This window comes from Pseudomonas fluorescens, from assembly GCF_001648775.1.
GTDB lineage: Bacteria > Pseudomonadota > Gammaproteobacteria > Pseudomonadales > Pseudomonadaceae > Aquipseudomonas > Aquipseudomonas fluorescens_M.
Window position 1 is genome coordinate 25,926 of the sequence record NZ_LVEJ01000032.1, and the last position, 22,512, is coordinate 48,437.

A 22,512-nucleotide genomic window follows, 5' to 3' on the forward strand; every position below is an offset into this window, starting at 1 on the left:
CAGGATTGCGGATTGACCTGATCATTTGGGGAAAATCTCCTGCAATCGTGGCGCTATTCTTTCCAGTGGACGTATTTCTACGGCGGCATCAATGGCCGCAGCGGCCTTGGGCATGCCATACACCGCACTGCTGTGCTGATCCTGCGCGATGGTCAGATAACCCTGTTGGCGCATGAGCTTAAGCCCTTGCGCCCCGTCGCGTCCCATCCCGGTCAATAAAACCCCGACGGCGTCGCCATTCCAATAGCTGGCGACACTCTCGAAAAACACGTCGATCGAGGGACGGTAAATCTCGTTCACCGGCTCGGCGGTGTAAGCCAGCGTGCCGTTTTTCAACAAGCGAATATGGTGATTGGTGCCCGCCAGCAATACCGCACCGGCCTGCGGCGGTTCGCCCTCGCGGGCCAGGCGCACATTGAGGCCACTGGCGCTGGCCAGCCATTCGGCCATGCCGGCGGCGAAGACCTGATCGACATGCTGCACCAGCACGATGGCTGCCGAGAAATCCTTCGGCAAGCCTTTGAGTAATACTTCCAGCGCTGCCGGCCCACCGGCGGACGAGCCGATCGCCACCAGCCGCTGGCGCGAAGCGGAGCTGCGCTGGGGTGTCGGCGTCGGGCGTGAGCGTTGCGGCTTGTCGCCAATCAGCCAGCCAATATTGAGGATCTTGCGCAGTAACGGCGCGGCTGCTTCCTGCGCATTGCCGGCGCCGAGGGCCGGGGTATCGACCACGTCCAGCGCGCCGTGGCCCATGGCTTCGAACACCCGGTGCACGTTCTGCTGACGGTCGACGGTCACAATGACGATGGCGCACGGGCTTTCGGCCATGATCCGCCGGGTGGCTTCGACGCCGTCCATCACCGGCATGATCAAGTCCATGAGGATCAGATCCGGGGTGTTTTCGGCACACAGTTGCACCGCCTCGGCGCCATTTCTGGCGACCCAGACCACTTGGTGCGCCGGCTCGAAGGCGAGCGCCCGGCGCAGCGCCTCCACCGCCATTGGCATATCGTTGACGATTGCGATCTTCATGCCCGCGCTCCTCCGATGAGCTCGACCACTGCGTCGAGCAGGGCGTCGTCATGAAAACTGGCTTTGGCTAAATAATAGTCCGCCCCGGCGTCCAGTCCACGGCGGCGGTCCTCTTCGCGATCCTTGTACGACACGACCATCACCGGCAGCGATTGCAGACGGTTGTCGCGGCGCAGCAGCGTGACCAGTTCGATGCCGTCCATGCGCGGCATGTCGATGTCGGTGATCAGCAAATCAAAGTCCTCCGAACGCAGTGCGTTCCAACCGTCCATGCCGTCCACCGCCACCGCGACGTCGTAGCCGCGATTGAGCAGCAGCTTGCGTTGCAACTCGCGCACGGTCAGCGAATCGTCGACCACCAGCACCCGCTTGCGCGCCGCCTCGGCGGCCTGATTGCCGCGGCGGGCAATGCGCTCCAGGCGTCCGGTGTTGAGCAGTTTATCCACGGAACGCAGCATGTCTTCGACGTCGACGATCAACACCACCGAACCGTCGTCGAGCAAGGCGCCCGCGGAGATGTCCTGCACTTTGCCCAGACGCTCGTCGAGTGGCAAGACCACCAGCGTGCGCTCGCCAATGAAGCGTTCCACGGCAACGCCATAAACCGCATCGCGCTCGCGGATCACCACGACTTTAAGGGTTTCGCCGCTGTTCTGGCTGGCCGGGCGGTTGAGCAACTGGCTGGCCGCGACCAGTCCGACGTGCTGGCCTTCATGCCAGAAATGCTGACGACCTTCGACCTGCACAATGTCTTCCGGCGCCAGATCGCACATGCGCTCGATGTGCGCCAGCGGGAAGGCGTAGGCTTCTTCGCCGACCTCCACCACCAGACTGCGCACCACCGACAAGGTCAGCGGCACTTCCAGATGGAAGCGACTGCCCTCGCCCGCCGTCTGTTCCAGCACCACGGCCCCGCGCAACTGGCGAACCATGTGTTGAACGGCATCCAGACCGACGCCCCGGCCAGACACTTCGGTGACGGTATCGCGCAGACTGAAACCGGGCAGGAACAGGAAGGTCAGCAGTTCTTCCTCGCTCAACTGCGCCGCCGTTTCCGCTGGGGATAACTGCCGCTCGACGATGCTGCGGCGGACTTTTTGCAGATCGACGCCGTTGCCGTCATCGCTCAATTCCAACACCAGCAGACCGGCCTGGTGCGAAGCGCGCAGGCGGATCACGCCCTCTTCAGGTTTGCCCTTGAGCAGCCGTTGCTCCGGGGTTTCGATGCCGTGATCGACGGCGTTGCGCAGCAAATGCGTCAGCGGCGCTTCGAGTTTCTCAAGCACGTCGCGGTCGACTTGGGTTTTCTCGCCCTCGATCTCCAGACGTACCTGCTTGCCCAAGCTGCGGCCCAGATCACGGACCATGCGCACCTGACCGGTGAGCACATCGGCAAAGGGCCGCATGCGGCAGGCCAGCGCGGTGTCGTAGAGCACTTGTGCGCGCTGGCTGGCCTGCCAGGCGAACTCGTCGAGTTCGGCGTTTTTTTCGCTCAGCAGTTGCTGCGATTCGGCGAGCAGACGCCGCGCATCTTCCAGTGCTTCCAGCGCTTCAAGGCTCAGCGCATGTTCCTTGAGGTGCACATTGAGGTTTTCCAGCGCGCGCAGACCGTTGCTCTGCATGCGCTTGAGACGCTGCATGGTCGCCAGATGCGGTTTCAGACGTTGGGTTTCGACCAGCGATTTGCTCGACAGATCGAGCAGGCTGTTCAGGCGCTCGGCGGTAACACGCAAGACGCGTTCGCCACCTTCGGTGGTGCGTTTGTTTTTGCGCGGTGCCGGTTCTGGTGGCTCACTGGCAACGTCGATGATGGGCGCTGGCGGCGTCGGCTCAGCGCGCGGAGCCTCCAGTTGCAATTCGGCCATGACTGGCGCGGCGACGGCAGGCGCGGATGATGGATCGAGCAACTGCGCCATCAACGTCACATACGCTTCGATGTCAGCCGGTTGCGGAGCATTCGCCGGCGTCGCAATGCGCATCAGCAAATCAGTGCCCTGCAACAACGCATCGATGTGTTCGGGGCGCAGCAGCAGGCGCCCTTCCTGCGCGCTGACCAGACAATCTTCCATGACATGCGCGACGCTGACACCGCTGTCGATGCCGACGATGCGCGCCGCACCTTTGAGCGAGTGCGCCGCGCGCATGCACGATTCCAGTTGATCGGCCTGAGTCGGATTGCGCTCCAGCGCCAGCAGCCCGGCGCTGAGCACTTGGGTCTGGGCCTCGGCTTCGAGGCTGAACAGCTCAAGCAGCGAGGCGTCGCGCATTTGCTCGGGGGTCATGTGAGGCTCCGGGTCACGGCGGACAGCAGCTGTTCTTCATCCAGCCAACGCAAACTGCGACCGCGAAATTGCAGGACGCCACGGGTGTATTTGGCACTGGCCTGGGCGCCGGATTGCGACGCGGCGTCGAGGATCCGCTCATCGATGGCATGGATGCCGTACACCTCATCCACCGGCACCACCACCGGCCCGCCATGGGCAGCGATGATCAACATGCGCGGCATGATTCGCCCGCTGACAGCCGGAGCGGCGCTGGCATCCAGATCGAGCAATTCAACCAGCGACAGGCACGCCACCAGCGCGCCGCGCACATTGGCCACGCCAAGCAGGGCCCGCGAGCGCTGGTGCGGCAACGAGTGAATCGCCTGCAGTGGCGCCACTTCAACCAGGCTGCGGGTCGCCAGGCCCAGCCATTCTTCGCCGAGACGGAACATCAGCAATGAACGGGTTTTCACGTCCGTTTCAACCGCCGTGGCCACCGGATCGCGCTCGTCCTGCTGCAACGCATAACGATCGAGCAGTCGCGTGGCGGCGGCGGAGTACACCGAACAATTGCGGCAATGAATGTGCTCGGCCAGCAGCGGACAGGACTTCTCGCCGTGGATGCCGATGCGGTTCCAGCAATCGTCGATGGCCCGGGCGTCTTCGTGGGTGACGTTCAAGGTGTCGGACGGGATCATCGTTTACGCTCACTGTCGGCGGTGCGGCCGCTGCGGGCGGCACGTTCCTGCAATCGTCTGGCACCGGCGCTGTCGCCCTGAGCCTGCAGCAACGCGGCCAGGTGCATCAACGCTTCGGGGTGTTGCGGCTCGAGGTACAACGCCTTGCGGTAAAAACCCTGGGCTTCGAGAGTCAGACCGGCGACATCGCTGAGCAGGCCGAGCCAATAAAACACTTGAGCCACCGGTTCGTGGCTACGCAAATACTGTTCGCACGCGGCGCGGGCCTCGGCACTTTTGCCTTCATTGGCCAGCGCGGCGATGTTCGCCAGCAGGCTCGCCGCGTCCGGGTTCGCGCTTTTGCCGACGGTCGGCAACGGCGTCACTGCGGCAAACGGCCGAGTGCGCACCGGCGCTGGCGGTGTGCTGCGTGGCGGTTGGCTGAGCGGCACCGCGATCGGTTTCGGTGTCGGCAATGGCTCGGGGTGCGGGTCGCTGTGACGGCTGAACGCAAACGACTGCGGGATGCCGATCGAACGCATGCCCAGACGTCCGAGCAAACTGCCCTCGGCCGGGCCGATAAACAGCACGCCATCGAAATGGGTCAGGCGCTTGAGCACTTCGAACACTTGCTGCTGGGTGGGCTGATCGAAATAGATCAGCAGGTTACGACAGAAGACAAAATCGAAGGCTGGCTCACTGGCCAACAGCGTTGGATCGAGCACGTTGCCGACCTGCAAACGGACTTGCTCACGGACGTTTTCGTTGACCCGATGGCCATCCTGCTCAGACGTGAAGTGGCGTTCGCGAAAGTCCAGATCCTGACCGCGAAACGAGTTCTTGCCGTACAACGCGCGCCGGGCCTTTTCCACCGACAGCGGACTGACGTCCATGCCGTCGACCTTGAACTGATGCGGCTTGAGCCCGGCATCGAGCAAGGCCATGGCAATCGAATACGGTTCCTCGCCGGTGGAACACGGCAGGCTGAGAATGCGCAGCGCACGCATATTGTTCAGCTCGGCGAGGCGGTTGCGCGCCAATTTGCCCAGCGTGGCGAAGGACTCCGGATAACGGAAGAACCAAGTCTCGGGAACGATCACCGCTTCGATCAGCGCCTGTTGTTCATCCCGCGAGCCTTGCAGCAACTGCCAATACTCATCGGCATGCGCCGCTTGCGAGAGCGTGGTGCGCTGACGCACCGCGCGCTCGATGATCGCCGGCCCCACCGACGTCACATCGAGGCCGATGCGTTCCTTGAGGAAGTCGAAAAAGCGCTGATCGCTGCTCATGCCTGCGCCTCAAGCTGCGTCGGATTCATCGGCGGATCGGGGAACAGCACGGTGCGCACTGCGTCATCGAGCAAATCATTGACCCGTACCCATTGCACCAAGCCCTGAGCATCTTCGCGTACGGGACCGAGGTACGGCGCCTCGCGGTTGTCGAGGCCATACGGCTGAAATTCCTGTGGATGGCAGCGCAGCGTGTCGGTGGCCTGTTCGAGAATCAGTCCGAGCCATTGCACCGGCCGCGATTCATCAGGCTGGTAATTGACCAGCACAAGACGCGTACTGGTGCGCGCCTGAGCGGGATGGCCAAAGGTCAACGCACTGAGGTCGATGACCGGCACTACCGCGCCACGATAGGCGAACACGCCGGCAACCCATTGCGGCGCCCGGGCGATCGGCTTCAATGGCAGGCGCGGCAATACTTCGGCGACTTCGGTGGCGCGCAAGGCGTAACGCTCGCTGCCGATGCGAAACAGCAGGAACAACGCCGGCTTCGCCACTTGAGTGGTGTTGCGTTTGGCGATGATGTCGCTCATCAGACTTTGAATCGCGAAACGCCGCTGCGCAGCCCGACGGCCACCTGGCTCAGTTCGTCGATAGCGAAACTGGCCTGACGCAATGACTCGACGGTCTGGCTGCTGGCGTCGCCCAACTGCACCAGCGCATGGTTGATCTGCTCGGCGCCGGTGGCCTGCGCCTGCATGCCCTCGTTGACCATCAACACCCGCGGCGCCAGCGCCTGAACCTGGTGGATGATCTGCGACAACTGCTCGCCAACCTGCTGCACTTCGGACATGCCGCGACGCACTTCTTCGGAAAACTTGTCCATGCCCATGACACCCGCCGACACCGCCGACTGGATCTCGCGGACCATTTGTTCGATGTCATAGGTGGCGACCGCGGTCTGATCGGCCAGACGCCGCACTTCGGTGGCGACCACGGCAAAACCGCGCCCGTATTCACCGGCCTTCTCGGCTTCAATCGCGGCGTTGAGCGACAACAGGTTGGTCTGGTCAGCGACTTTGACGATGGTCACCACCACCTGATTGATGTTGCCGGCCTTCTCGTTGAGGATCGCCAGTTTGGCGTTGACCAGATCGGCCGCGCCCATCACCGAGTGCATGGTGTCTTCCATGCGCGCCAGGCCTTGCTGACCGGAACCGGCAAGCACCGAGGCTTGATCGGCTGCGGTGGAAACTTCCGTCATGGTGCGCACCAGATCGCGCGAAGTGGCGGCAATCTCGCGGGACGTCGCGCCGATTTCGGTAGTGGTCGCTGCAGTTTCGGTGGCGGTGGCTTGCTGCTGCTTGGAGGTCGCGGCGATCTCGGTCACCGAGGTGGTCACTTGTACCGAGGAGCGTTGGGCTTGCGACACCAGCGCGGTCAGCTCGGTCATCATGTCGTTGAAGCCGGTTTCCACGGCGCCGAACTCGTCCTTGCGGTCGAGGTTCAGACGCGAACTGAGGTCGCCGGTACGCATGGTTTCAAGGATCTTCACGATGCGGTTCATCGGCGCCATGATTGCACGCATCAACAACAAGCCACACAGGCCGGCGGCCAGGACCGCGACGAACAGGGAAATGAACATGCTGACTTTGGCGGCGGCCACGGCATCGTCGATATTGTTCATGGCCTGATCGGCGACTTTCTTGTTTTCGCCGATGATGTCGTTAAGCTTCATGCGCCCGGAATACCAGGCCGGCGTGAGCTTTTCGTGAAACATTTTCACGGCGTCCGCTTCCAGATTGCGCTTGTGCAGGTCCAGCACGGCATCCTGAATCTGAATGTAGGCGTCGTGGTACTTCTCGAACGCGGTGAACTCGATACGATCCTCTTCGGTCGCCATGGTCTTGCGATAATTGGCCATCTGCTCCTGCAAACGCGCCTCGAACGCCTTGTAGTCCGCTGCGTCCTCGCTGGAAATCCCCTGACCTTCCTTGAGCCCGAGCAATTCTTGCGTTTGCAGATAGCTGTCGACCCAGGCGCCACGGATCATCGAGCTGTAATAGACGCCGGGAATCGCGTCATCGCGCACGCTGTTTTCACTGGTTTCAATCTTCAACAGTCGCGAATACGAGACGACGACCATCAGCAACATGATGGCGATAATCACCGCAAAGCTCGCCAAAATGCGTTGGCGCAACGTCCAGTTCTTCACAGTGATTCCTCATGCCCAGGTCGAAATGCGGGGAGTATAGCCGAGGGCGGTGTTTCATTTATAAGACGCTTTTTAACCCCCGGGCCTGTCCGGCGTGGTTGCCGGGAAGGCTCTGGGGTGGGACTGTCCGACAACTGGGGGTCGGCGTGCCAGTGGGGTAATGGCAAAAAGGGGCGATGGATCGGTCATTGCGGTCGCTACGCCGCCGAAAACGTAAACGCATATTGCGGCCGCACACAAAAACCGAGGCCCACTTTTACCGGAAATTGCAGCTTGTCTCAGGCCTGCGCTCTTTGCTTGAAGCTGCCTTGCAATCTCGAATTGATCGCCCTTGCGATGCCGATACCTGGCTTCTCCAGCAACGCATGACTGAAACTGGCCAGCACCAGCGTTGCCATCAGATAGCTCAGAAAAACCACCCCGTTGAATTCGGCCTGCAGGTCTGTCGCGTACGCCGCCCACTCCAGAAAAAACGGGTGTAGCAGATACACCGAATAACTGATCGCGCCCAAAAACGTCAGGCTCTTGATGGATCTGCGCAGGTACAAGGTCACGACCAGGGCAAAAGCCATTCCGATCAGGTAACTGATCAAATAGGTGAACGGGTTTTCCTTGTGCCCATGATCGGCGCTGTAAGCCAGCAGGCAGATAGGTGCCAGCAAAACCACAAACAATGCCAGCCAGACAGCGACCAACCGGCGAGCGCGTATATCCGCCACGCCAAGGCTGACGTCGCGCCACAGACTGCCAAAAAACATGATCGACAGGCACAGCGGCAGCGCCACGGGGATCTTTTTGGCCAGATAGAATCTGCTGATCGCAAAGATCAGCGCCACGGCCAGCAGGCTGATTGCCACGCTGAATCGCACCCAGGCTTTGCCCAGAAGTCCCACGCTGAATAGCGCCGCGCAGGCCACGTAGAAAAACATCTCGATGATCAGCGTCCAGTAAACGCCGAACAGATCCGGCGTTTTCAGAACAGCCTGGAACATCGTCATGTTGATCAACACAGTCGACAGCGATACAGGTGTCGACAAAAACCAGTCCGAACTCGCAACCGCCAGTGCAATGGAAAACCAGTACGCCGGGTACAGCCTGAAAAACCGCGAGACGGCAAAAGCCGCCAGCGCATGCCGCCCCTCCTTCAGACTGTAGGGAATGACCATCCCGCTGAGCAGGAAGAAGATCACCACGCCCACTTGCCCCAGGTTCACACAGGTGAAAAAAAACGTGTCCTTGAGCGGGGTTCTTTCAATGAAGTGCGCAACCACCACCAACACTGCAGCGATGCCCCTCAAGGCATCCAGATGCGTCAGTCGATGCCGTTGGCTTGCTGCCGCGTTATCAGCGAAAGTCAATGTGTTCAACGAACTTGAACTCCCGCTTCGAGCGATGATGCCTTCGCTTTGCCGATCGCACTCCGGCTCGTCAACCGTGCATCGAGGAGCGCATTGATACGCCGCCCCCATCCGATCGAGCGTTTCTCTATCAGGAAATAACAGAGCGATGAGAGGACAAGCGTGCCCAGGCAATAAAGAACAAATACGGGAAGATTGAAACCGTTCTGCAAATGAACTCTCGAGTCAGCCAACTCCAGAAAAAACGGGTGGGTCAAGTAGACGGAGTAGCTGATCGTCCCGAGAAAGGCAAGTACTCGGTTCTCCAGCTTCAATACTGTGGTAGTCAACATGAAGAAGATCAGCGCAGCGAAATAACTGCCGATAAAATTCCAGGCACTTTCTCGCAGTCCTTGATCAACATCGTAAGCCAACAGCGCGATGATCGGAAAGGTGACAACAAATGCAGCAATCCAGATGATGCTGTAGCGTTTTGCCTTGGGATGGCGGTCGATTTGAAAGTTGCGCCACAACCCTCCAAACAACATCAACGAAAGCGATGACAAGATTCCAACGGGGGCCGGGACGGCGTAATAATAGCGGCCTGCGGCGCCTGCCAGCGCGAGCATCAGCAATGCTATTGCCAACCAGAACCGTGCCTTGAGATGCCCCAGCAACCCGACCAGACTCAGTGCGATACAAAGGCCATAAAAAACCAACTCTACAAATAAAGTCCAATACACGCCGAACAAGTTGGAGTATCCGATCATCGTTTGAAGCATGGTGATATTCGCCAGCACTCTCCCCCTCTAAAGTTCGCCCGAAACAAAAAACGTAATGGCAAAACAGGCCAGCACTATTGAAAGCCAATAGGCAGGGTACAGCCTGAAAAATCTTGAAAGTATGAAACGCCTGTTTTTTCCCGGGCCGTCCTTGAAACTGAACGGGATCACGAAACCGCTGACCATGAAAAAAACCACGACGCCGAACTGACCGGGACGCAAGTAATCGAAAACCGCCCAATTGAACAGGGGCGTTCTTTCAACATAGTGAGAAATGACCACGGCCAATGCTGCCAGTGCTCTGACAGAATCGAGGTAAGTCAAACGATGGGGGCTGATCATTTTGCTTGAAGAATCCTTCTTCAGTGAAAGTTGCTCCGTTGAGCGAGTTGCCCGTATTTATATTCGGACGAACCCAAAAAAAGCGACGGAAGTTTATCCGAGGATTCACTTCATGGCCTCGGTTTTCTGGTTTCTGGCTTTTTGGCGCAGGACGCCAACGGATGTTCGCACTCAAACTTGCAATGAAGGTCGCAAAGCCTGAGAGAACAACGAGCGCCACACTCGTGGAGGTCAATGCCCAGTCAGCATTGACCTCCACGTGATGACATCTGAAAGGTTACTGGGTCGCCTGTCGCACCTGCTTTTCAAGCTCGGTCTTCAACCCCGGTTCAAGCTTGAGTTGGCGTGCCAGTTCATCGAGGTAGGACTTTTCCATGAAGTTTTCCTCGTCCACCAGCATCACGCTGGCGATGTACATTTCAGCGGCCATTTCCGGCGTGCTGGCAGCGCGAGCGACATCCGTCGGGTCGAGGGGTTTGTTGAGCTCGGCGTGCAGCCAGTGCTGCAATTGCTGATCGTTGTCGAGTTTGCTGAATTCACCTTCGATCAGTTGGCGTTCACGGTCATCGATGTGGCCGTCGGCCTTGGCGGCAGCGACCAATGCTTTGAGAATCGCCTGACTGTGTTGCTCGACTTGCGCCGCGGGGAGGCGATCGAGGGTCTGCGGCTCACGTTGCGGGACCACGCCTTTTTGCGCGTTCCAGTTGCCGTAGGCTTTGTAGGCCAGCACGCCCAACGCAGCGAGACCACCGTAAACCGCGACTTTGCCACCGACCTTGCGGGCCTTTTTACTGCCGAGTAACAAGCCCATGGCACCCGCCGCCAGGGCACCGCCGCCCGCGCCTGAGAGCAAACCGCCCAGGCCACTCGAACCTGAAGCACCGCCAAGCAAACCGCCCAAACCGCCGGCAGCGGGTTTGTTCTGGGTACCGCCAGCCTTGCTCTGCAACAGATCCTGGCCAGATTTGAGTAATTGATCGAGTAATCCACGGGTGTTCATGTTCCGCCTCCAAACAGGGGTTATCCGGATCTACAAGGCCCTCAGCCTAGATCGAAAGTGCCTCCGCCCTGCGTTCGAGTGTGCTTCCAGATGTTGCTTGCGCGTTGGCTCGCTGCTCACAGCTTCCCTCAAAAAAAACGATATACACTCAGGCCAATCTATAAAAACCGCCCACTGGGTAGCCTGCTCATGATGACCCTGCGTCAGATTCGACATTTCATCGCCGTGGCTGAAACCGGCTCGATCTCCGCGGCCGCGCAAACCGCATTCATTTCCCAATCGACCCTGACCCTGGCGATCCAGCAACTGGAAGAGGAAATCGGTGTCAGCCTGTTCAGCCGTCACGCCAAAGGCATGACTCTTACGCATCAAGGTCATCAATTCCTACGCCAGGCGCACTTGATTCTGGCAACCGTGGACAACGCCAAGCGCAGCTTGCAGCAGAGCACCGATCAGGTTGCAGGGCAGTTAATCATCGGCGTGACCAGCCTGGTGGCCGGGTATTACCTCGCAGATTTGCTCACGCGATTCCAACGCGCCTATCCCAACGTCGAAATTCGCGTAATGGAGGATGAACGGCCCTACATCGAGCATTTGCTGGTCAGTGGCGAGATCGATGTCGGTGTGCTGATCCTTTCCAATCTGGAAGATCGCCACGCCTTGCAGACCGAAGTGTTGACCCACTCGCCACATCGCTTGTGGCTCCCAGCCCAGCATCCACTGCTGGAACACGACAGCATCAACCTTGCCGACGTCGCTCGCGAGCCGCTGATTCAACTCAACGTCGATGAAATGGATCGCAACGCACAGCGTTTCTGGCGCGGTTCCGGGCTGCAACCGAAAATCACTCTGAGAACCGCGTCCACCGAGGCCGTGCGAAGTCTGGTCGCCGCCGGTTTGGGCGTGTCGATCCAGCCCGACATGACTTACCGACCGTGGTCTCTGGAGGGCGACATCATCGAAGCGCGACCGATCGCCGATCTGAACCAGACCCTCGACGTAGGCCTGGCCTGGCGCCGTGGCACCGCGCGGCCGGCGCTCGTCGACCCATTCCTCACCGTCGCTCGCGAGCAACCTCACGGCGGGCGCAAGCCATCTATTTAATCGAACGCCACCTTCAGTATTTAGCATTTGTCGACCTCGGAGCCGCGCACTAGTCTTGCTGCATCTATAAGACGGTCGGCTCCCGGTATCTGGGAGCAACAATGGCCACACAAGAAAAGAGATCGCGAAAAATGGCTGGCGCGCAAACCCCGATGTGTACCGCGTTGTTGATCGACGGCGAACTGGTCGCCGGAGAAGGTTTCGTCGAGCCGATCCTCAATCCGGCCACTGGCGAAATCCTCACGCACATCGCCGAGGCCAGCACCGAGCAGGTCGAAGCCGCGATCCTCGCGGCCCACCGCGCCTTTGCCGAGTGGTCGCGCACCACGCCGCAGCAACGTTCAAACCTGTTGCTGGACATCGCCAACGCCGTCGAAAAACACGCCGATCACCTCGCCCGCCTCGAATCGCTGAACTGCGGCAAGCCGCTGCACCTGGCACGTCAGGATGATCTGACCGCGACCGTCGATGTCTTCCGTTTCTTTGCCGGCGCCGTGCGTTGCCAGACCGGCCAACTCAGTGGCGAATACCTGCCGGGCTACACCAGCATGGTCCGTCGCGATCCGATTGGCGTGGTCGCCTCGATTGCGCCGTGGAATTACCCGATCATGATGGCCGCGTGGAAAATCGCCCCGGCCCTCGCCGCCGGCAACACGCTGGTGTTCAAACCGTCCGAACACACACCGCTGTCGATCCTTGCACTGGCGCCAGCGCTGGCCGAAATCCTCCCGCGCGGGGTGATCAACATCATCTGCGGTGGCGGTGAAGGCGTCGGCAGCCACTTGGTCGGCCACGCGAAAGTGCGCATGGTCTCGCTGACCGGCGATATCGTCACCGGGCAGAAAATCCTCCAGGCCGCCGCGAAAACCCTGAAACGCACACACCTCGAACTCGGCGGTAAAGCCCCGGTGATCGTCTGCAACGACGCCGACATTCAGGCCGTGGTCGACGGCGTGCGCACTTACGGCTACTACAACGCCGGGCAGGATTGCACCGCCGCGTGCCGGATCTACGCGCAGGCCGGGATTCACGACAAATTGGTCGCCGAACTCGGCGCCGCCGTCAGCAGCCTGCGCTTCGCCGGAAAACGTGACGCCGACAACGAGATCGGTCCGCTGATCAGCACCCGCCAGCGCGACCGCGTCGCCAGTTTCGTCGAACGCGCCCTCGGCCAGCCGCACATTGAACGCGTGACCGGTGCAGCCGTGCACTCCGGCGCCGGTTTCTACTATCAACCGACGCTGCTCGCCGGTTGCAAACAGACTGACGAAATCGTCCAGCGCGAAGTGTTCGGCCCGGTGGTCACCGTGACCCGTTTTGACGAACTCTCGCAGGCCGTCGACTGGGCTAACGATTCGGAATACGGCCTCGCCTCGTCGGTGTGGACACAGAATCTGGACAAAGCGATGCAGGTCGCAGCGCGTTTGCAGTACGGCTGCACGTGGATCAACAGCCATTTCATGCTCGTCAGTGAGATGCCCCACGGCGGGCTGAAACGCTCCGGTTACGGCAAAGACTTATCCAGTGATTCGCTGCAGGACTACAGCGTGGTGCGGCACATCATGGCCCGCCACGGCCAGCATCTCTGACTACGCTAATAACAAGCCGCCAACGGCATGCTGCACCGCGTTCACAACTGCCCCGACCATAATTTAAAGAAGAGGGTTCAACCATGTTCGTGCACAAGACCGCACTGCTCAGTGCAATCACCACGGCCCTGCTGGCCAGCGCCAGCCTTTCAGCTGCCGAGCCGCTCAAGGCTGTCGGCGCTGGCGAAGGTCAGCTGGATATCGTTGCGTGGCCGGGTTACATCGAACGTGGCGAGAGCGATAAAGCCTACGACTGGGTCACCGGTTTCGAAAAAGAAACCGGTTGCAAGGTCAACGTGAAGACAGCGGCCACCTCTGACGAAATGGTCAGCCTGATGGCCAAGGGCGGTTACGATCTGGTCACCGCGTCGGGCGATGCGTCGTTGCGATTGATCGTCGGCAAGCGTGTGCAACCGATCAACACTGCGTTGATCCCGAACTGGAACACCCTCGACCCACGCCTCAAAGACGCGCCGTGGTACGTAGTCAACAACCAGACTTACGGCACCCCGTATCAGTGGGGCCCGAACGTGTTGATGTACAACACCAACGTATTCAAGACCGCACCGACCAGTTGGAGCGTGGTGTTCGCCGCGCAGAATCTGCCCGACGGCAAGCCGAACAAGGGCCGCGTGCAGGCCTACGACGGCCCGATCTATATCGCCGATGCGGCGCTGTATCTGAAATCGACCAAGCCTGAATTGGGTATCAAGGATCCATACCAACTCACCGAAGATCAGTACAAAGCCGTGCTCGACCTGTTGCGCGCGCAGCAGCCACTGATCCACCGCTACTGGCACGACACCACGGTGCAGATGAGCGACTTCAAAAACGAAGGCGTGGTGGCGTCGAGCGCATGGCCGTATCAGGTCAACGGTTTGATGAACGAGAAGCAGCCGATCGCGTCGACCATTCCGAAAGAAGGCGCCACGGGTTGGGCTGATACCACCATGTTGCACGCCGAGGCCAAGCACCCGAACTGCGCGTACAAGTGGATGGACTGGTCGCTGAAACCGAAAGTCCAGGGTGATGTGGCGGCGTGGTTTGGTTCGTTGCCGGCGGTGCCAGCGGCGTGCAAGGAGAGCGAATTGCTTGGCGCTGAAGGCTGCAAGACCAACGGTTTCGACCAGTTCGACAAGATCGCCTTCTGGAAAACCCCGCAGGCTGAAGGTGGCAAGTTTGTGCCGTATAGCCGCTGGACTCAGGACTACATCGCGATCATGGGCGGCCGTTAAGTCCGGGAACAACTCGGTCGGGCTCCCTTTCCCCCTCTCCCCCCTGGGGGAGAGGGCTGGGGTGAGGGGGTAGCTTTTGACCTTGCTCTTGACCTCAGAGCAATGGCCAATAAAGCCACCCTCACCCCCCGCCCTCTCCCGGAGGGAGAGGGAGCTAAAAGCGGATCGCATCTCGTCCGCCGAATGTGTGAGCCAAGCAAACCGTAAAACGATTCAGATTTTTCAGAAGTCCAGGCAGGGCCGCTGCGACGGCCTTCGCCTTTTTGGAGCACCGCACCATGACGCTTGCAGTCCAGTTCACCAACGTTTCCCGGCAGTTCGGCGATGTAAAAGCCGTTGACCGGGTTTCCATCGATATCGAGGACGGCGAGTTCTTTTCCATGCTCGGCCCTTCCGGCTCGGGCAAAACCACCTGCCTGCGCCTGATCGCCGGGTTCGAACAACCGAGCGCCGGCTCGATTCGCATTCACGGCGCTGAAGCGGCCGGGTTGCCGCCGTATCAACGTGACGTCAACACGGTGTTTCAGGATTACGCGCTGTTCCCGCACATGAACGTCCTCGACAATGTCGCTTACGGATTAAAGGTCAAAGGCGTCGGCAAAACCGAGCGGCACAAACGCGCCGAAGAAGCTTTGGACATGGTCGCCCTCGGCGGTTACGGCGCGCGCAAACCGGTGCAGTTGTCCGGCGGTCAGCGCCAACGTGTCGCCCTCGCCCGCGCCTTGGTCAATCGTCCGCGGGTGCTGTTGCTCGATGAGCCTTTGGGCGCGCTCGACCTGAAACTGCGCGAACAAATGCAAAGCGAATTGAAGAAGCTGCAACGCCAGCTCGGCATCACTTTCATCTTCGTCACCCACGATCAAACCGAAGCGCTGTCGATGTCCGACCGCGTCGCCGTGTTTAACAAGGGCCGCATCGAACAAGTCGACACGCCGCGCAATCTGTACATGAAACCGACCACCACATTTGTCGCTGAGTTCGTCGGCACCTCGAACGTGATTCGTGGCGATCTGGCCCGTGAAATCAGCGGTCACCCGCAGCCGTTTTCGATCCGCCCGGAGCACGTTCGTTTCGCCGAAGGCCCACTGGCCAGTCATGAAATTGAAGTCAGCGGCCTGCTCCACGACATCCAATACCAAGGCAGCGCCACGCGTTATGAATTGAAGCTGGAAAACGGCCAGACCCTGAGCATCAGCCACGCCAACAATCAGTGGATCGACAGCAGCGCGCAGCATCAGACCGGCCAGCGTCTGAGCGCACGTTGGGCGCGGGAAGCGATGATTGCGCTGCACGACACCGTGGCGAGCGGGGTGTGACATGAGCACGCTCGCGATGACAACATCGCCGCCGTTGCGCAGGTTTTCCAACCTGCTCTACCGCAAGCCGAACCTGTATCTGTCGATGCTGCTGGTGCCGCCATTGCTGTGGTTTGGCGCGATCTACCTCGGCTCGCTGCTGGTGCTGTTGTGGCAGGGTTTCTACACCTTCGACGACTTCACCATGGCGGTCACCCCTGACCTGACCCTGGCCAATTTCGCCGCGCTGTTTCAGCCGTCGAACTTCGACATCATCCTGCGCACGCTGAGCATGGCCATCGTCGTGTCGATCGCCAGCGCCATCGTCGCCTTCCCGATCGCCTATTACATGGCGCGCTACACCACGGGCAAAACCAAGGCGTTTTTCTACATCGCCGTGATGATGCCGATGTGGGCCAGTTACATCGTCAAGGCGTATGCGTGGACGTTGCTGCTGGCCAAGGGCGGCGTGGCGCAGTGGTTCGTGCAGCACTTGGGATTGGAGCCGGTTTTGCAGTTCATCTTGGGGATTCCCGGGGTGGGCGGCAGCACCTTGTCGACCTCGCATCTGGGGCGATTCATGGTGTTTGTGTACATCTGGCTGCCGTTCATGATCCTGCCGATTCAGGCGTCGCTGGAACGTCTGCCGCCATCGCTGTTGCAGGCCTCCGCTGACCTTGGCGCCAAGCCGCGTCAGACCTTTATGCAGGTGATTTTGCCGCTGTCGATTCCGGGCATCGCGGCGGGTTCGATCTTCACGTTTTCGCTGACCTTGGGTGACTTCATCGTGCCGCAACTGGTCGGCCCGCCGGGCTACTTCGTCGGCAGCATGGTGTACGCGCAGCAAGGTGCGATTGGCAATATGCCGATGGCGGCGGCGTTCACGCTGGTGCCGATTGTGTTGATCGCGGTGTACCTGTCCATCGTCAAACGACTGGGGGCTTTCGATGCGCTCTGATTCTTCATCACAAGGGCATGCCTCTCTAGGCCTGAAAATCGCAGCGTGGGGCGGGTTGGTGTTTCTGCACTTTCCGATCCTGATCATCTTCCTTTATGCCTTCAACACCGAAGAGGCCGCGTTCAGCTTTCCGCCAAAGGGTTTCACGTTGCACTGGTTCAGCGTGGCGTTTTCGCGGCCGGATGTTCTGGAGTCGATCAAGCTCTCATTGCAGATCGCAGCGATCGCCACGTTGATTGCGATGGTGCTTGGCACGCTCGCCTCGGCAGCGCTGTATCGCCGCGACTTCTTCGGCAAACAGGGCATTTCGCTGATGCTGATCTTGCCGATTGCGCTGCCGGGGATCATCACCGGGATCGCGCTGCTGGCGACGTTCAAGACGCTGGGCATCGAGCCGGGGATGTTCACCATCATCGTCGGCCACGCGACCTTCTGCGTGGTGATCGTCTACAACAACGTCATTGCCCGCCTGCGCCGCACTTCGCACAGTTTGATCGAGGCCTCGATGGACCTCGGCGCCGATGGCTGGCAGACCTTTCGCTACATCATCCTGCCAAATCTCGGCTCGGCGTTGCTCGCCGGTGGCATGTTGGCGTTTGCGCTGTCGTTCGACGAAATCATCGTCACCACGTTCACCGCCGGGCATGAGCGCACGTTGCCGTTGTGGTTGCTCAACCAACTGAGCCGGCCACGGGATGTGCCGGTGACCAACGTCGTCGCCATGCTGGTGATGATGGTGACGATGCTGCCGATCCTCGGCGCGTACTACCTGACGCGCGGTGGCGAGAGCGTTGCCGGTAGCGGCGGTAAATAGATTACGGGAAGAACCGAGATCAAATGTGGGAGCGAGCTTGCTCGCGAAGAGGCCGGCACAGCCAGCATCTCCGGTGACTGACACACCGCTTTCGCGAGCAAGCTCGCTCCCACAGGGTTCTCGATTCGGCCAGAACAATAAAAGTGTTAGTGAGGACAACAGACATGCAAACCAAACTCTTGATCAACGGCCAACTCATCAACGGCGAAGGCCCGGCGCAACCGGTGCTCAACCCGTCGCTTGGCGAAGTGCTGGTAGAGATCAACGAAGCCACTGAAGCCCAGGTCGATGCCGCCGTACGCGCCGCCGACAACGCTTTCCCCGAGTGGTCGCAAACCGCGCCGAAAGATCGCTCGCTGTTGCTGCTCAAACTGGCCGACGCCATCGAAGCCCACGGCGAAGAACTGGCCAAACTCGAATCTGACAACTGCGGCAAACCCTACAGCGCCGCGCTCAACGACGAGATCCCGGCGATTGCCGACGTGTTCCGCTTCTTCGCCGGCGCCAGCCGTTGCATGAGCGGCTCGGCCGCAGGCGAATACCTGCCCGGCCATACCTCAATGATCCGTCGCGACCCGGTCGGCGTGATTGCCTCCATCGCGCCATGGAACTACCCGCTGATGATGGTCGCCTGGAAAATTGCCCCGGCGCTGGCCGCGGGTAATACCGTAGTGCTCAAGCCGTCGGAACAAACCCCGCTGACCGCGTTGCGTCTGGCCGAACTGGCGTCGGAAATCTTCCCGGCCGGTGTACTCAATCTGGTATTTGGTCGCGGTCCTACCGTCGGCAGTCCGTTGGTTACCCATCCGAAAGTGCGCATGGTTTCGCTGACCGGGTCCATCGCGACGGGCGCCAACATCATTTCCAGCACCGCTGACAGCGTTAAACGCATGCACATGGAACTGGGTGGCAAGGCGCCGGTGATCATTTTCGACGACGCTGATATCGATGCAGCGGTTGAAGGCATTCGTACCTTTGGTTTTTACAACGCCGGGCAGGATTGCACCGCCGCGTGCCGGATCTATGCGCAGCAAGGCATCTACGACAAGTTCGTCGAGAAGCTCGGCGCGGCGGTCAGCAGCATCAAGTACGGCTTGCAGGATGATCCGTCGACCGAACTGGGGCCGTTGATCACCGCGCAACATCGCGACCGCGTTGCCGGGTTTGTCGAACGCGCCGTGGCGCAGCCGCACATTCGTTTGATCACTGGCGGCAAGGCTGTTGATGGCAATGGTTTCTTCTTCGAGCCGACGGTGTTGGCCGATGCCCAGCAGGACGACGAAATCGTCCGCCGCGAAGTGTTTGGGCCGGTGGTTTCGGTGACCAAATTCACCGATGAAGCGCAGGCGCTGGAATGGGCCAACGATTCGGACTACGGCCTCGCTTCCTCGGTGTGGACAGCGGATGTAGGACGCGCGCATCGCATCTCGGCACGCTTGCAGTACGGCTGCACTTGGGTGAATACGCACTTCATGCTCGTCAGCGAAATGCCCCATGGCGGTCAGAAATTGTCTGGTTACGGGAAGGACATGTCCATGTATGGGCTGGAGGACTACACCACCGTTCGGCATGTGATGTTCAAGCACTAAGCCTTTAAAAGCTTCGCGAGCAAGCTCGCTCCCACATTGAAATGCAATCCCCTGTGGGAGCGAGCTTGCTCGCGAAGGCGTCACCCCCGGCTTCAAGGCAGAAACCGGCTCTGCGCACCACCAGGATTCAATACCTAACAATAACTACCGAACCGGGCGGCGCCCACAAAGCCCCGCCACGGCCTCGGCCATCCGAAATCTGCCGATTTCACGGAGCAAACACACATGAGTTCCTCACCCGATCTCGCCACAGCCGTTGCCGACAGCGATGCCGAACAACTGCGCAAACTGGGCTACACCTCGAACTTCAACCGCAGCATGAGCCTGTGGGAAAACTTCGCGTTGGGCTTCACTTATCTGTCACCGGTCGTAGGGGTTTATACCCTCTTCGGCCTGTGCCTCGCCGCAGGCGGCCCACCGATGTTCTGGGCCTACTTGCTGGTGGGTTGCGGCCAGTTGCTGGTGTGCCTGGTCTTCGGCGAAGTGGTTTCGCAATTCCCGATTTCCGGCGGTGTTTACCCTTGGGCGCGCCGGTTGGTCGGTAAGAAATGGGCGTGGATGGTTGGCTGGATCTACTCCATCGCCCTTTGCGTGACCATCGCTGCCGTTGCGGTCGGCGCTGGCCCGTACCTGGCCGCCATGCTCGGTTTCGAGCCAAGCAACAACACCAACATCGTCATCGCCCTGGTGCTGACCCTGTTCGCCACTCTGGTCAATCTCAGCGGCACCAAAGTGCTGGCGCGCATCGCCATGTTCGGCTTCCTCTGCGAACTGGTTGGCGCGGTGATCGTCGGCGTGTACCTGCTGGTATTCGAACGCCATCAACCGCTCAGCGTGCTGTTCAACACCTTCGACATCAGCGTCGACGGCTCGTACCTGCCGGCCTTCCTCACCGCGTCGCTGGCGGGGATGTTCCTCTACTACGGCTTCGAGGCCTGCGGCGACGTCGCCGAAGAAACCCCGAACCCGAGCGCGAAAATTCCGGTGGCCATGCGCATGACCATCTACATCGGCGGCATCGCCGCGATGTTCGCCTGCCTGGCACTGATCCTCGCCGTGCCGGACATGCAAGCGGTGATCAACGGCACCGACAAAGACCCGGTCACCACCATCCTCAACAATGCCTTCGGCCCGGTCGGTTCGAAAGTAGTGATGGGCGTGGTGATGATTTCCTTCATCTCCTGCGTCATCAGCCTACAAGCCGCGGCGAGCCGTCTGCTGTACTCCTACGCGCGCGATGAAATGGTCATCGGCAGCCGACTGCTGAAAAAGATTTCTCCTACCACCCAAGTACCGGTTGCCGCGCTGTTCGTGTCCGGCGTCCTGCCCGCGCTGATCATCGCCCTCGGCTTCTTCCTGCAAGACGCCGTCGCCACCATCGTCAGCTTCGCCGCCATCGGCATCTACCTCGCGTTCCAGATGATCGTGCTGGCCGCGCTGTACGCCCGCAGCAAAGGCTGGAAACCGAGCGGCAAATTCACCCTCGGCGCATGGGGCTGGCCGGTGAACATCGGCGCGCTGGTGTACGGCGTCGGCGCAATCATCAACATGGCCTGGCCACGCACGCCGGATGCGGCGTGGTATGTGAACTATGCGATGGTGTTGAGCACGGCGATCGTGATTGGCTTGGGCTTGGTTTATATGTGGATTGGCAAGCCGTATGACCATGGCAAGGCGCCGGCTGGAGATGCCTGGAAGGTGAGTCGCTAAGAGCGTTTGATCCCGGCACCGACAAGGTGCCGAGGTTCAGGTAAGCCGTGAAACCTCATCAAAAAGAAAGCTCCGCCTGATCGTGCTTCAACAGGGAAATACGGTCGAACAGTTTGATTTTTTCATTGGCTTTTTGCTTGGCGTGATCGGACATGAATGCAATCAATTCTTCGAGCTGACTGACGTCTCCGACCACCTTGAATTCCTTTTCCTTGTTGACGAAAACAAGCGACTTCTTCTTTCTCGACAACAGTTCAATGACGTTACTGAGCGTACCGGTGCTCTTTGCGTCCCAGATCATCAAACCGTAGTCAGCTGCTTCGGCCATGACGACGTCTTTCTCGGTGAAGAAGGCTCTCGACCCCTTGGAATGCTTGGAGTCGACTGTTCTGGCGGGCCACTGTCCAAGATTATTCCTAGGAGCAGAACCGCTGCAGAACACCGTGGTTCTGGATCGTTCGAGACTCAGCAGGTACTCCTGAATGGAGGTATCGGCGCCACCTGCATCCCCAACCACCACCTCAAAATCTGACGCGACGATATTATTGATGCGCTCTTTAACCTTCGGATCAAGGTTCTTGATGTTGATAGAGCCAGCAATAAATACAGTGGTCATTGAATTCACTTCCAAGTTAGCGCTGCGACGTAAATTTTCCCTACTTTCGGATATTTACGCAGAACAGCGCAGGCCGCGTCCATCGACGCTCCGCTATCAAACAAATCATCTACAACCAAAACATTCCAGCATCCATCGGTGGTGATTTCATCATTGACAGTGAAACTGTCTCCAATCGCGGCAACCTTGTCGGCTTTGGAATGTAAATCCTTGAGCGACTTTCCCGTAGTCGCTTTTCGAAGCAAATCCGTGAAAACCGGCCGACCGATAATTCGTCCCAACGCCAGGGCAACTTCAGTCACCGGTTGTCGCTGACGAATATTTGAAGCGGGCATAGGCACTACAAACCCGACCTGATTCAGTTTTGGGAACACATTTGTCGCTACTGCCTGGGCAAGTGGACTGACCTGAGTCCAATCCTTCTGGTATTTGAGCTGGTAGGTCGCCTCACCAATCTCAGTTCGCTGATTATCGAAGCATGGGTGTCCGCGATCATCGTTGCCAAGAAAGGTACTACTTACCATGTGTTTGTCCAGCACCCAGCCCTGATCCCAAGGGCCGTTGATCTGCTTGAGAGACACCTTCATTGAATTCTCCTTTATTCGTCACAATCCTTTGAGCCCTGAAACGACGGGCCGGCATCTGCAACGATGCGCAAGATTCAAACAAATAACGGAAAAAACACTGGTGAGGGGCGGTCTCGCTGACGCCAATGCAAAAACAG

18 protein-coding genes and 1 pseudogene are annotated in these 22,512 nt (G+C 59.5%); 8 read left to right on the forward strand and 11 right to left on the reverse strand.

Annotated elements, in window-relative coordinates; translation table 11 throughout:
• Positions 1-21: 21 nt before the first annotated feature.
• The 9 genes and pseudogenes from A8O26_RS26270 to A8O26_RS26315 form a co-directional block, all read right to left on the reverse strand.
• Complete coding sequence (locus A8O26_RS26270; RefSeq protein ID WP_064120558.1) at positions 22-1,032, reverse strand: chemotaxis response regulator protein-glutamate methylesterase; 1,011 nt, start codon at positions 1,030-1,032, stop codon at positions 22-24.
• Positions 1,029-3,314 (reverse strand): hybrid sensor histidine kinase/response regulator, encoded by a 2,286-nt coding sequence (locus A8O26_RS26275; protein WP_064120559.1) that lies wholly within the window; start codon positions 3,312-3,314, stop codon positions 1,029-1,031. The genes A8O26_RS26270 and A8O26_RS26275 overlap by 4 nt, the downstream gene beginning before the upstream one ends.
• Positions 3,311-3,994: a chemotaxis protein CheW gene (locus A8O26_RS26280; RefSeq protein WP_064120560.1), complete on the reverse strand. Its 684-nt coding sequence runs from the start codon at positions 3,992-3,994 to the stop codon at positions 3,311-3,313. The genes A8O26_RS26275 and A8O26_RS26280 overlap by 4 nt, the downstream gene beginning before the upstream one ends.
• A complete protein-coding gene (locus A8O26_RS26285) occupies positions 3,991-5,262 on the reverse strand; it encodes a CheR family methyltransferase (protein WP_064120561.1) in 1,272 nt (423 codons plus the stop codon). The genes A8O26_RS26280 and A8O26_RS26285 overlap by 4 nt, the downstream gene beginning before the upstream one ends.
• Positions 5,259-5,795: a chemotaxis protein CheW gene (locus tag A8O26_RS26290; protein WP_064120562.1), complete on the reverse strand. Its 537-nt coding sequence runs from the start codon at positions 5,793-5,795 to the stop codon at positions 5,259-5,261. The genes A8O26_RS26285 and A8O26_RS26290 overlap by 4 nt, the downstream gene beginning before the upstream one ends.
• Positions 5,795-7,417 carry a methyl-accepting chemotaxis protein gene (locus tag A8O26_RS26295; protein WP_064120563.1) on the reverse strand — a complete coding sequence of 541 codons (1,623 nt, stop codon included), beginning with the start codon at positions 7,415-7,417 and terminating at the stop codon, positions 5,795-5,797. The genes A8O26_RS26290 and A8O26_RS26295 overlap by 1 nt, the downstream gene beginning before the upstream one ends.
• Before the next feature lie 278 nt (positions 7,418-7,695).
• A complete protein-coding gene (locus A8O26_RS26300) occupies positions 7,696-8,784 on the reverse strand; it encodes an acyltransferase family protein (protein ID WP_253757039.1) in 1,089 nt (362 codons plus the stop codon).
• Positions 8,781-9,878, reverse strand: a pseudogene (locus tag A8O26_RS26305) (acyltransferase family protein). Before A8O26_RS26305 ends, A8O26_RS26300 begins: the two are co-directional and overlap by 4 nt.
• 277 nt (positions 9,879-10,155) lie before the next feature.
• A complete protein-coding gene (locus A8O26_RS26315) occupies positions 10,156-10,878 on the reverse strand; it encodes a tellurite resistance TerB family protein (RefSeq protein ID WP_064120566.1) in 723 nt (240 codons plus the stop codon).
• A 189-nt stretch (positions 10,879-11,067) separates the two neighbouring features.
• Here A8O26_RS26315 and A8O26_RS26320 point away from each other — a divergent pair, with 189 nt between their 5' ends.
• The 8 genes from A8O26_RS26320 (at position 11,068) to A8O26_RS26355 (ending at position 21,172) form a co-directional block, all read left to right on the forward strand.
• The gene (locus A8O26_RS26320) at positions 11,068-11,982 is read left to right on the forward strand and encodes a LysR family transcriptional regulator (RefSeq protein WP_064120567.1); all 915 of its coding nucleotides are present in this window, start codon (positions 11,068-11,070) and stop codon (positions 11,980-11,982) included.
• Positions 11,983-12,113: 131 nt separating this feature from the next.
• Entirely contained in the window at positions 12,114-13,571 is a 1,458-nt protein-coding gene (locus A8O26_RS26325; RefSeq protein WP_064120568.1) for a gamma-aminobutyraldehyde dehydrogenase, read from the forward strand.
• 83 nt (positions 13,572-13,654) lie between these two features.
• Positions 13,655-14,806, forward strand: a complete 1,152-nt coding sequence (ydcS, locus tag A8O26_RS26330) for a putative ABC transporter substrate-binding protein YdcS (protein ID WP_064120569.1) — start codon at positions 13,655-13,657, stop codon at positions 14,804-14,806.
• Between the two features lie 278 nt (positions 14,807-15,084).
• A complete protein-coding gene (locus A8O26_RS26335; RefSeq protein WP_064120570.1) occupies positions 15,085-16,122 on the forward strand; it encodes an ABC transporter ATP-binding protein in 1,038 nt (345 codons plus the stop codon).
• A gap of 16 nt (positions 16,123-16,138) precedes the next feature.
• Positions 16,139-17,059 (forward strand): ABC transporter permease, encoded by a 921-nt coding sequence (locus A8O26_RS26340; protein WP_400754107.1) that lies wholly within the window; start codon positions 16,139-16,141, stop codon positions 17,057-17,059.
• A complete protein-coding gene (locus A8O26_RS26345) occupies positions 17,049-17,873 on the forward strand; it encodes an ABC transporter permease (RefSeq protein ID WP_016986393.1) in 825 nt (274 codons plus the stop codon). Before A8O26_RS26340 ends, A8O26_RS26345 begins: the two co-directional genes overlap by 11 nt.
• A 164-nt stretch (positions 17,874-18,037) precedes the next feature.
• Entirely contained in the window at positions 18,038-19,462 is a 1,425-nt protein-coding gene (locus tag A8O26_RS26350; protein ID WP_064120572.1) for a gamma-aminobutyraldehyde dehydrogenase, read from the forward strand.
• A 225-nt stretch (positions 19,463-19,687) separates the two neighbouring features.
• Positions 19,688-21,172, forward strand: a complete 1,485-nt coding sequence (locus A8O26_RS26355) for an APC family permease (RefSeq protein ID WP_064120573.1) — start codon at positions 19,688-19,690, stop codon at positions 21,170-21,172.
• A gap of 58 nt (positions 21,173-21,230) precedes the next feature.
• Here the strand turns inward: A8O26_RS26355 and A8O26_RS26360 are convergent, their stop codons facing one another.
• The gene (locus tag A8O26_RS26360) at positions 21,231-21,788 is read right to left on the reverse strand and encodes a hypothetical protein (RefSeq protein WP_064120574.1); all 558 of its coding nucleotides are present in this window, start codon (positions 21,786-21,788) and stop codon (positions 21,231-21,233) included.
• A 5-nt stretch (positions 21,789-21,793) separates the two neighbouring features.
• Positions 21,794-22,375 carry a ComF family protein gene (locus tag A8O26_RS26365; protein WP_064120575.1) on the reverse strand — a complete coding sequence of 194 codons (582 nt, stop codon included), beginning with the start codon at positions 22,373-22,375 and terminating at the stop codon, positions 21,794-21,796.
• Between the last annotated feature and the right edge of the window lie 137 nt (positions 22,376-22,512).

Excerpts from the sequence above, each read along its gene's own strand:
- A8O26_RS26270 (WP_064120558.1), bottom strand. The coding sequence starts at position 1,032 with ATGAAGATCGCAATCGTCAACGATATGCCAATGGCGGTGGAGGCGCTG.
- A8O26_RS26275 (WP_064120559.1), bottom strand. The coding sequence starts at position 3,314 with ATGACCCCCGAGCAAATGCGCGACGCCTCGCTGCTTGAGCTGTTCAGC.
- A8O26_RS26280 (WP_064120560.1), bottom strand. The coding sequence starts at position 3,994 with ATGATCCCGTCCGACACCTTGAACGTCACCCACGAAGACGCCCGGGCC.
- A8O26_RS26285 (WP_064120561.1), bottom strand. The coding sequence starts at position 5,262 with ATGAGCAGCGATCAGCGCTTTTTCGACTTCCTCAAGGAACGCATCGGC.
- A8O26_RS26290 (WP_064120562.1), bottom strand. The coding sequence starts at position 5,795 with ATGAGCGACATCATCGCCAAACGCAACACCACTCAAGTGGCGAAGCCG.
- A8O26_RS26315 (WP_064120566.1), bottom strand. The coding sequence starts at position 10,878 with ATGAACACCCGTGGATTACTCGATCAATTACTCAAATCTGGCCAGGAT.
- A8O26_RS26320 (WP_064120567.1), top strand. The coding sequence starts at position 11,068 with ATGATGACCCTGCGTCAGATTCGACATTTCATCGCCGTGGCTGAAACC.
- A8O26_RS26325 (WP_064120568.1), top strand. The coding sequence starts at position 12,114 with ATGGCTGGCGCGCAAACCCCGATGTGTACCGCGTTGTTGATCGACGGC.
- ydcS (WP_064120569.1), top strand. The coding sequence starts at position 13,655 with ATGTTCGTGCACAAGACCGCACTGCTCAGTGCAATCACCACGGCCCTG.
- A8O26_RS26335 (WP_064120570.1), top strand. The coding sequence starts at position 15,085 with ATGACGCTTGCAGTCCAGTTCACCAACGTTTCCCGGCAGTTCGGCGAT.
- A8O26_RS26340 (WP_400754107.1), top strand. The coding sequence starts at position 16,139 with ATGACAACATCGCCGCCGTTGCGCAGGTTTTCCAACCTGCTCTACCGC.
- A8O26_RS26345 (WP_016986393.1), top strand. The coding sequence starts at position 17,049 with ATGCGCTCTGATTCTTCATCACAAGGGCATGCCTCTCTAGGCCTGAAA.
- A8O26_RS26350 (WP_064120572.1), top strand. The coding sequence starts at position 18,038 with ATGCAAACCAAACTCTTGATCAACGGCCAACTCATCAACGGCGAAGGC.
- A8O26_RS26355 (WP_064120573.1), top strand. The coding sequence starts at position 19,688 with ATGAGTTCCTCACCCGATCTCGCCACAGCCGTTGCCGACAGCGATGCC.
- A8O26_RS26360 (WP_064120574.1), bottom strand. The coding sequence starts at position 21,788 with ATGACCACTGTATTTATTGCTGGCTCTATCAACATCAAGAACCTTGAT.
- A8O26_RS26365 (WP_064120575.1), bottom strand. The coding sequence starts at position 22,375 with ATGAAGGTGTCTCTCAAGCAGATCAACGGCCCTTGGGATCAGGGCTGG.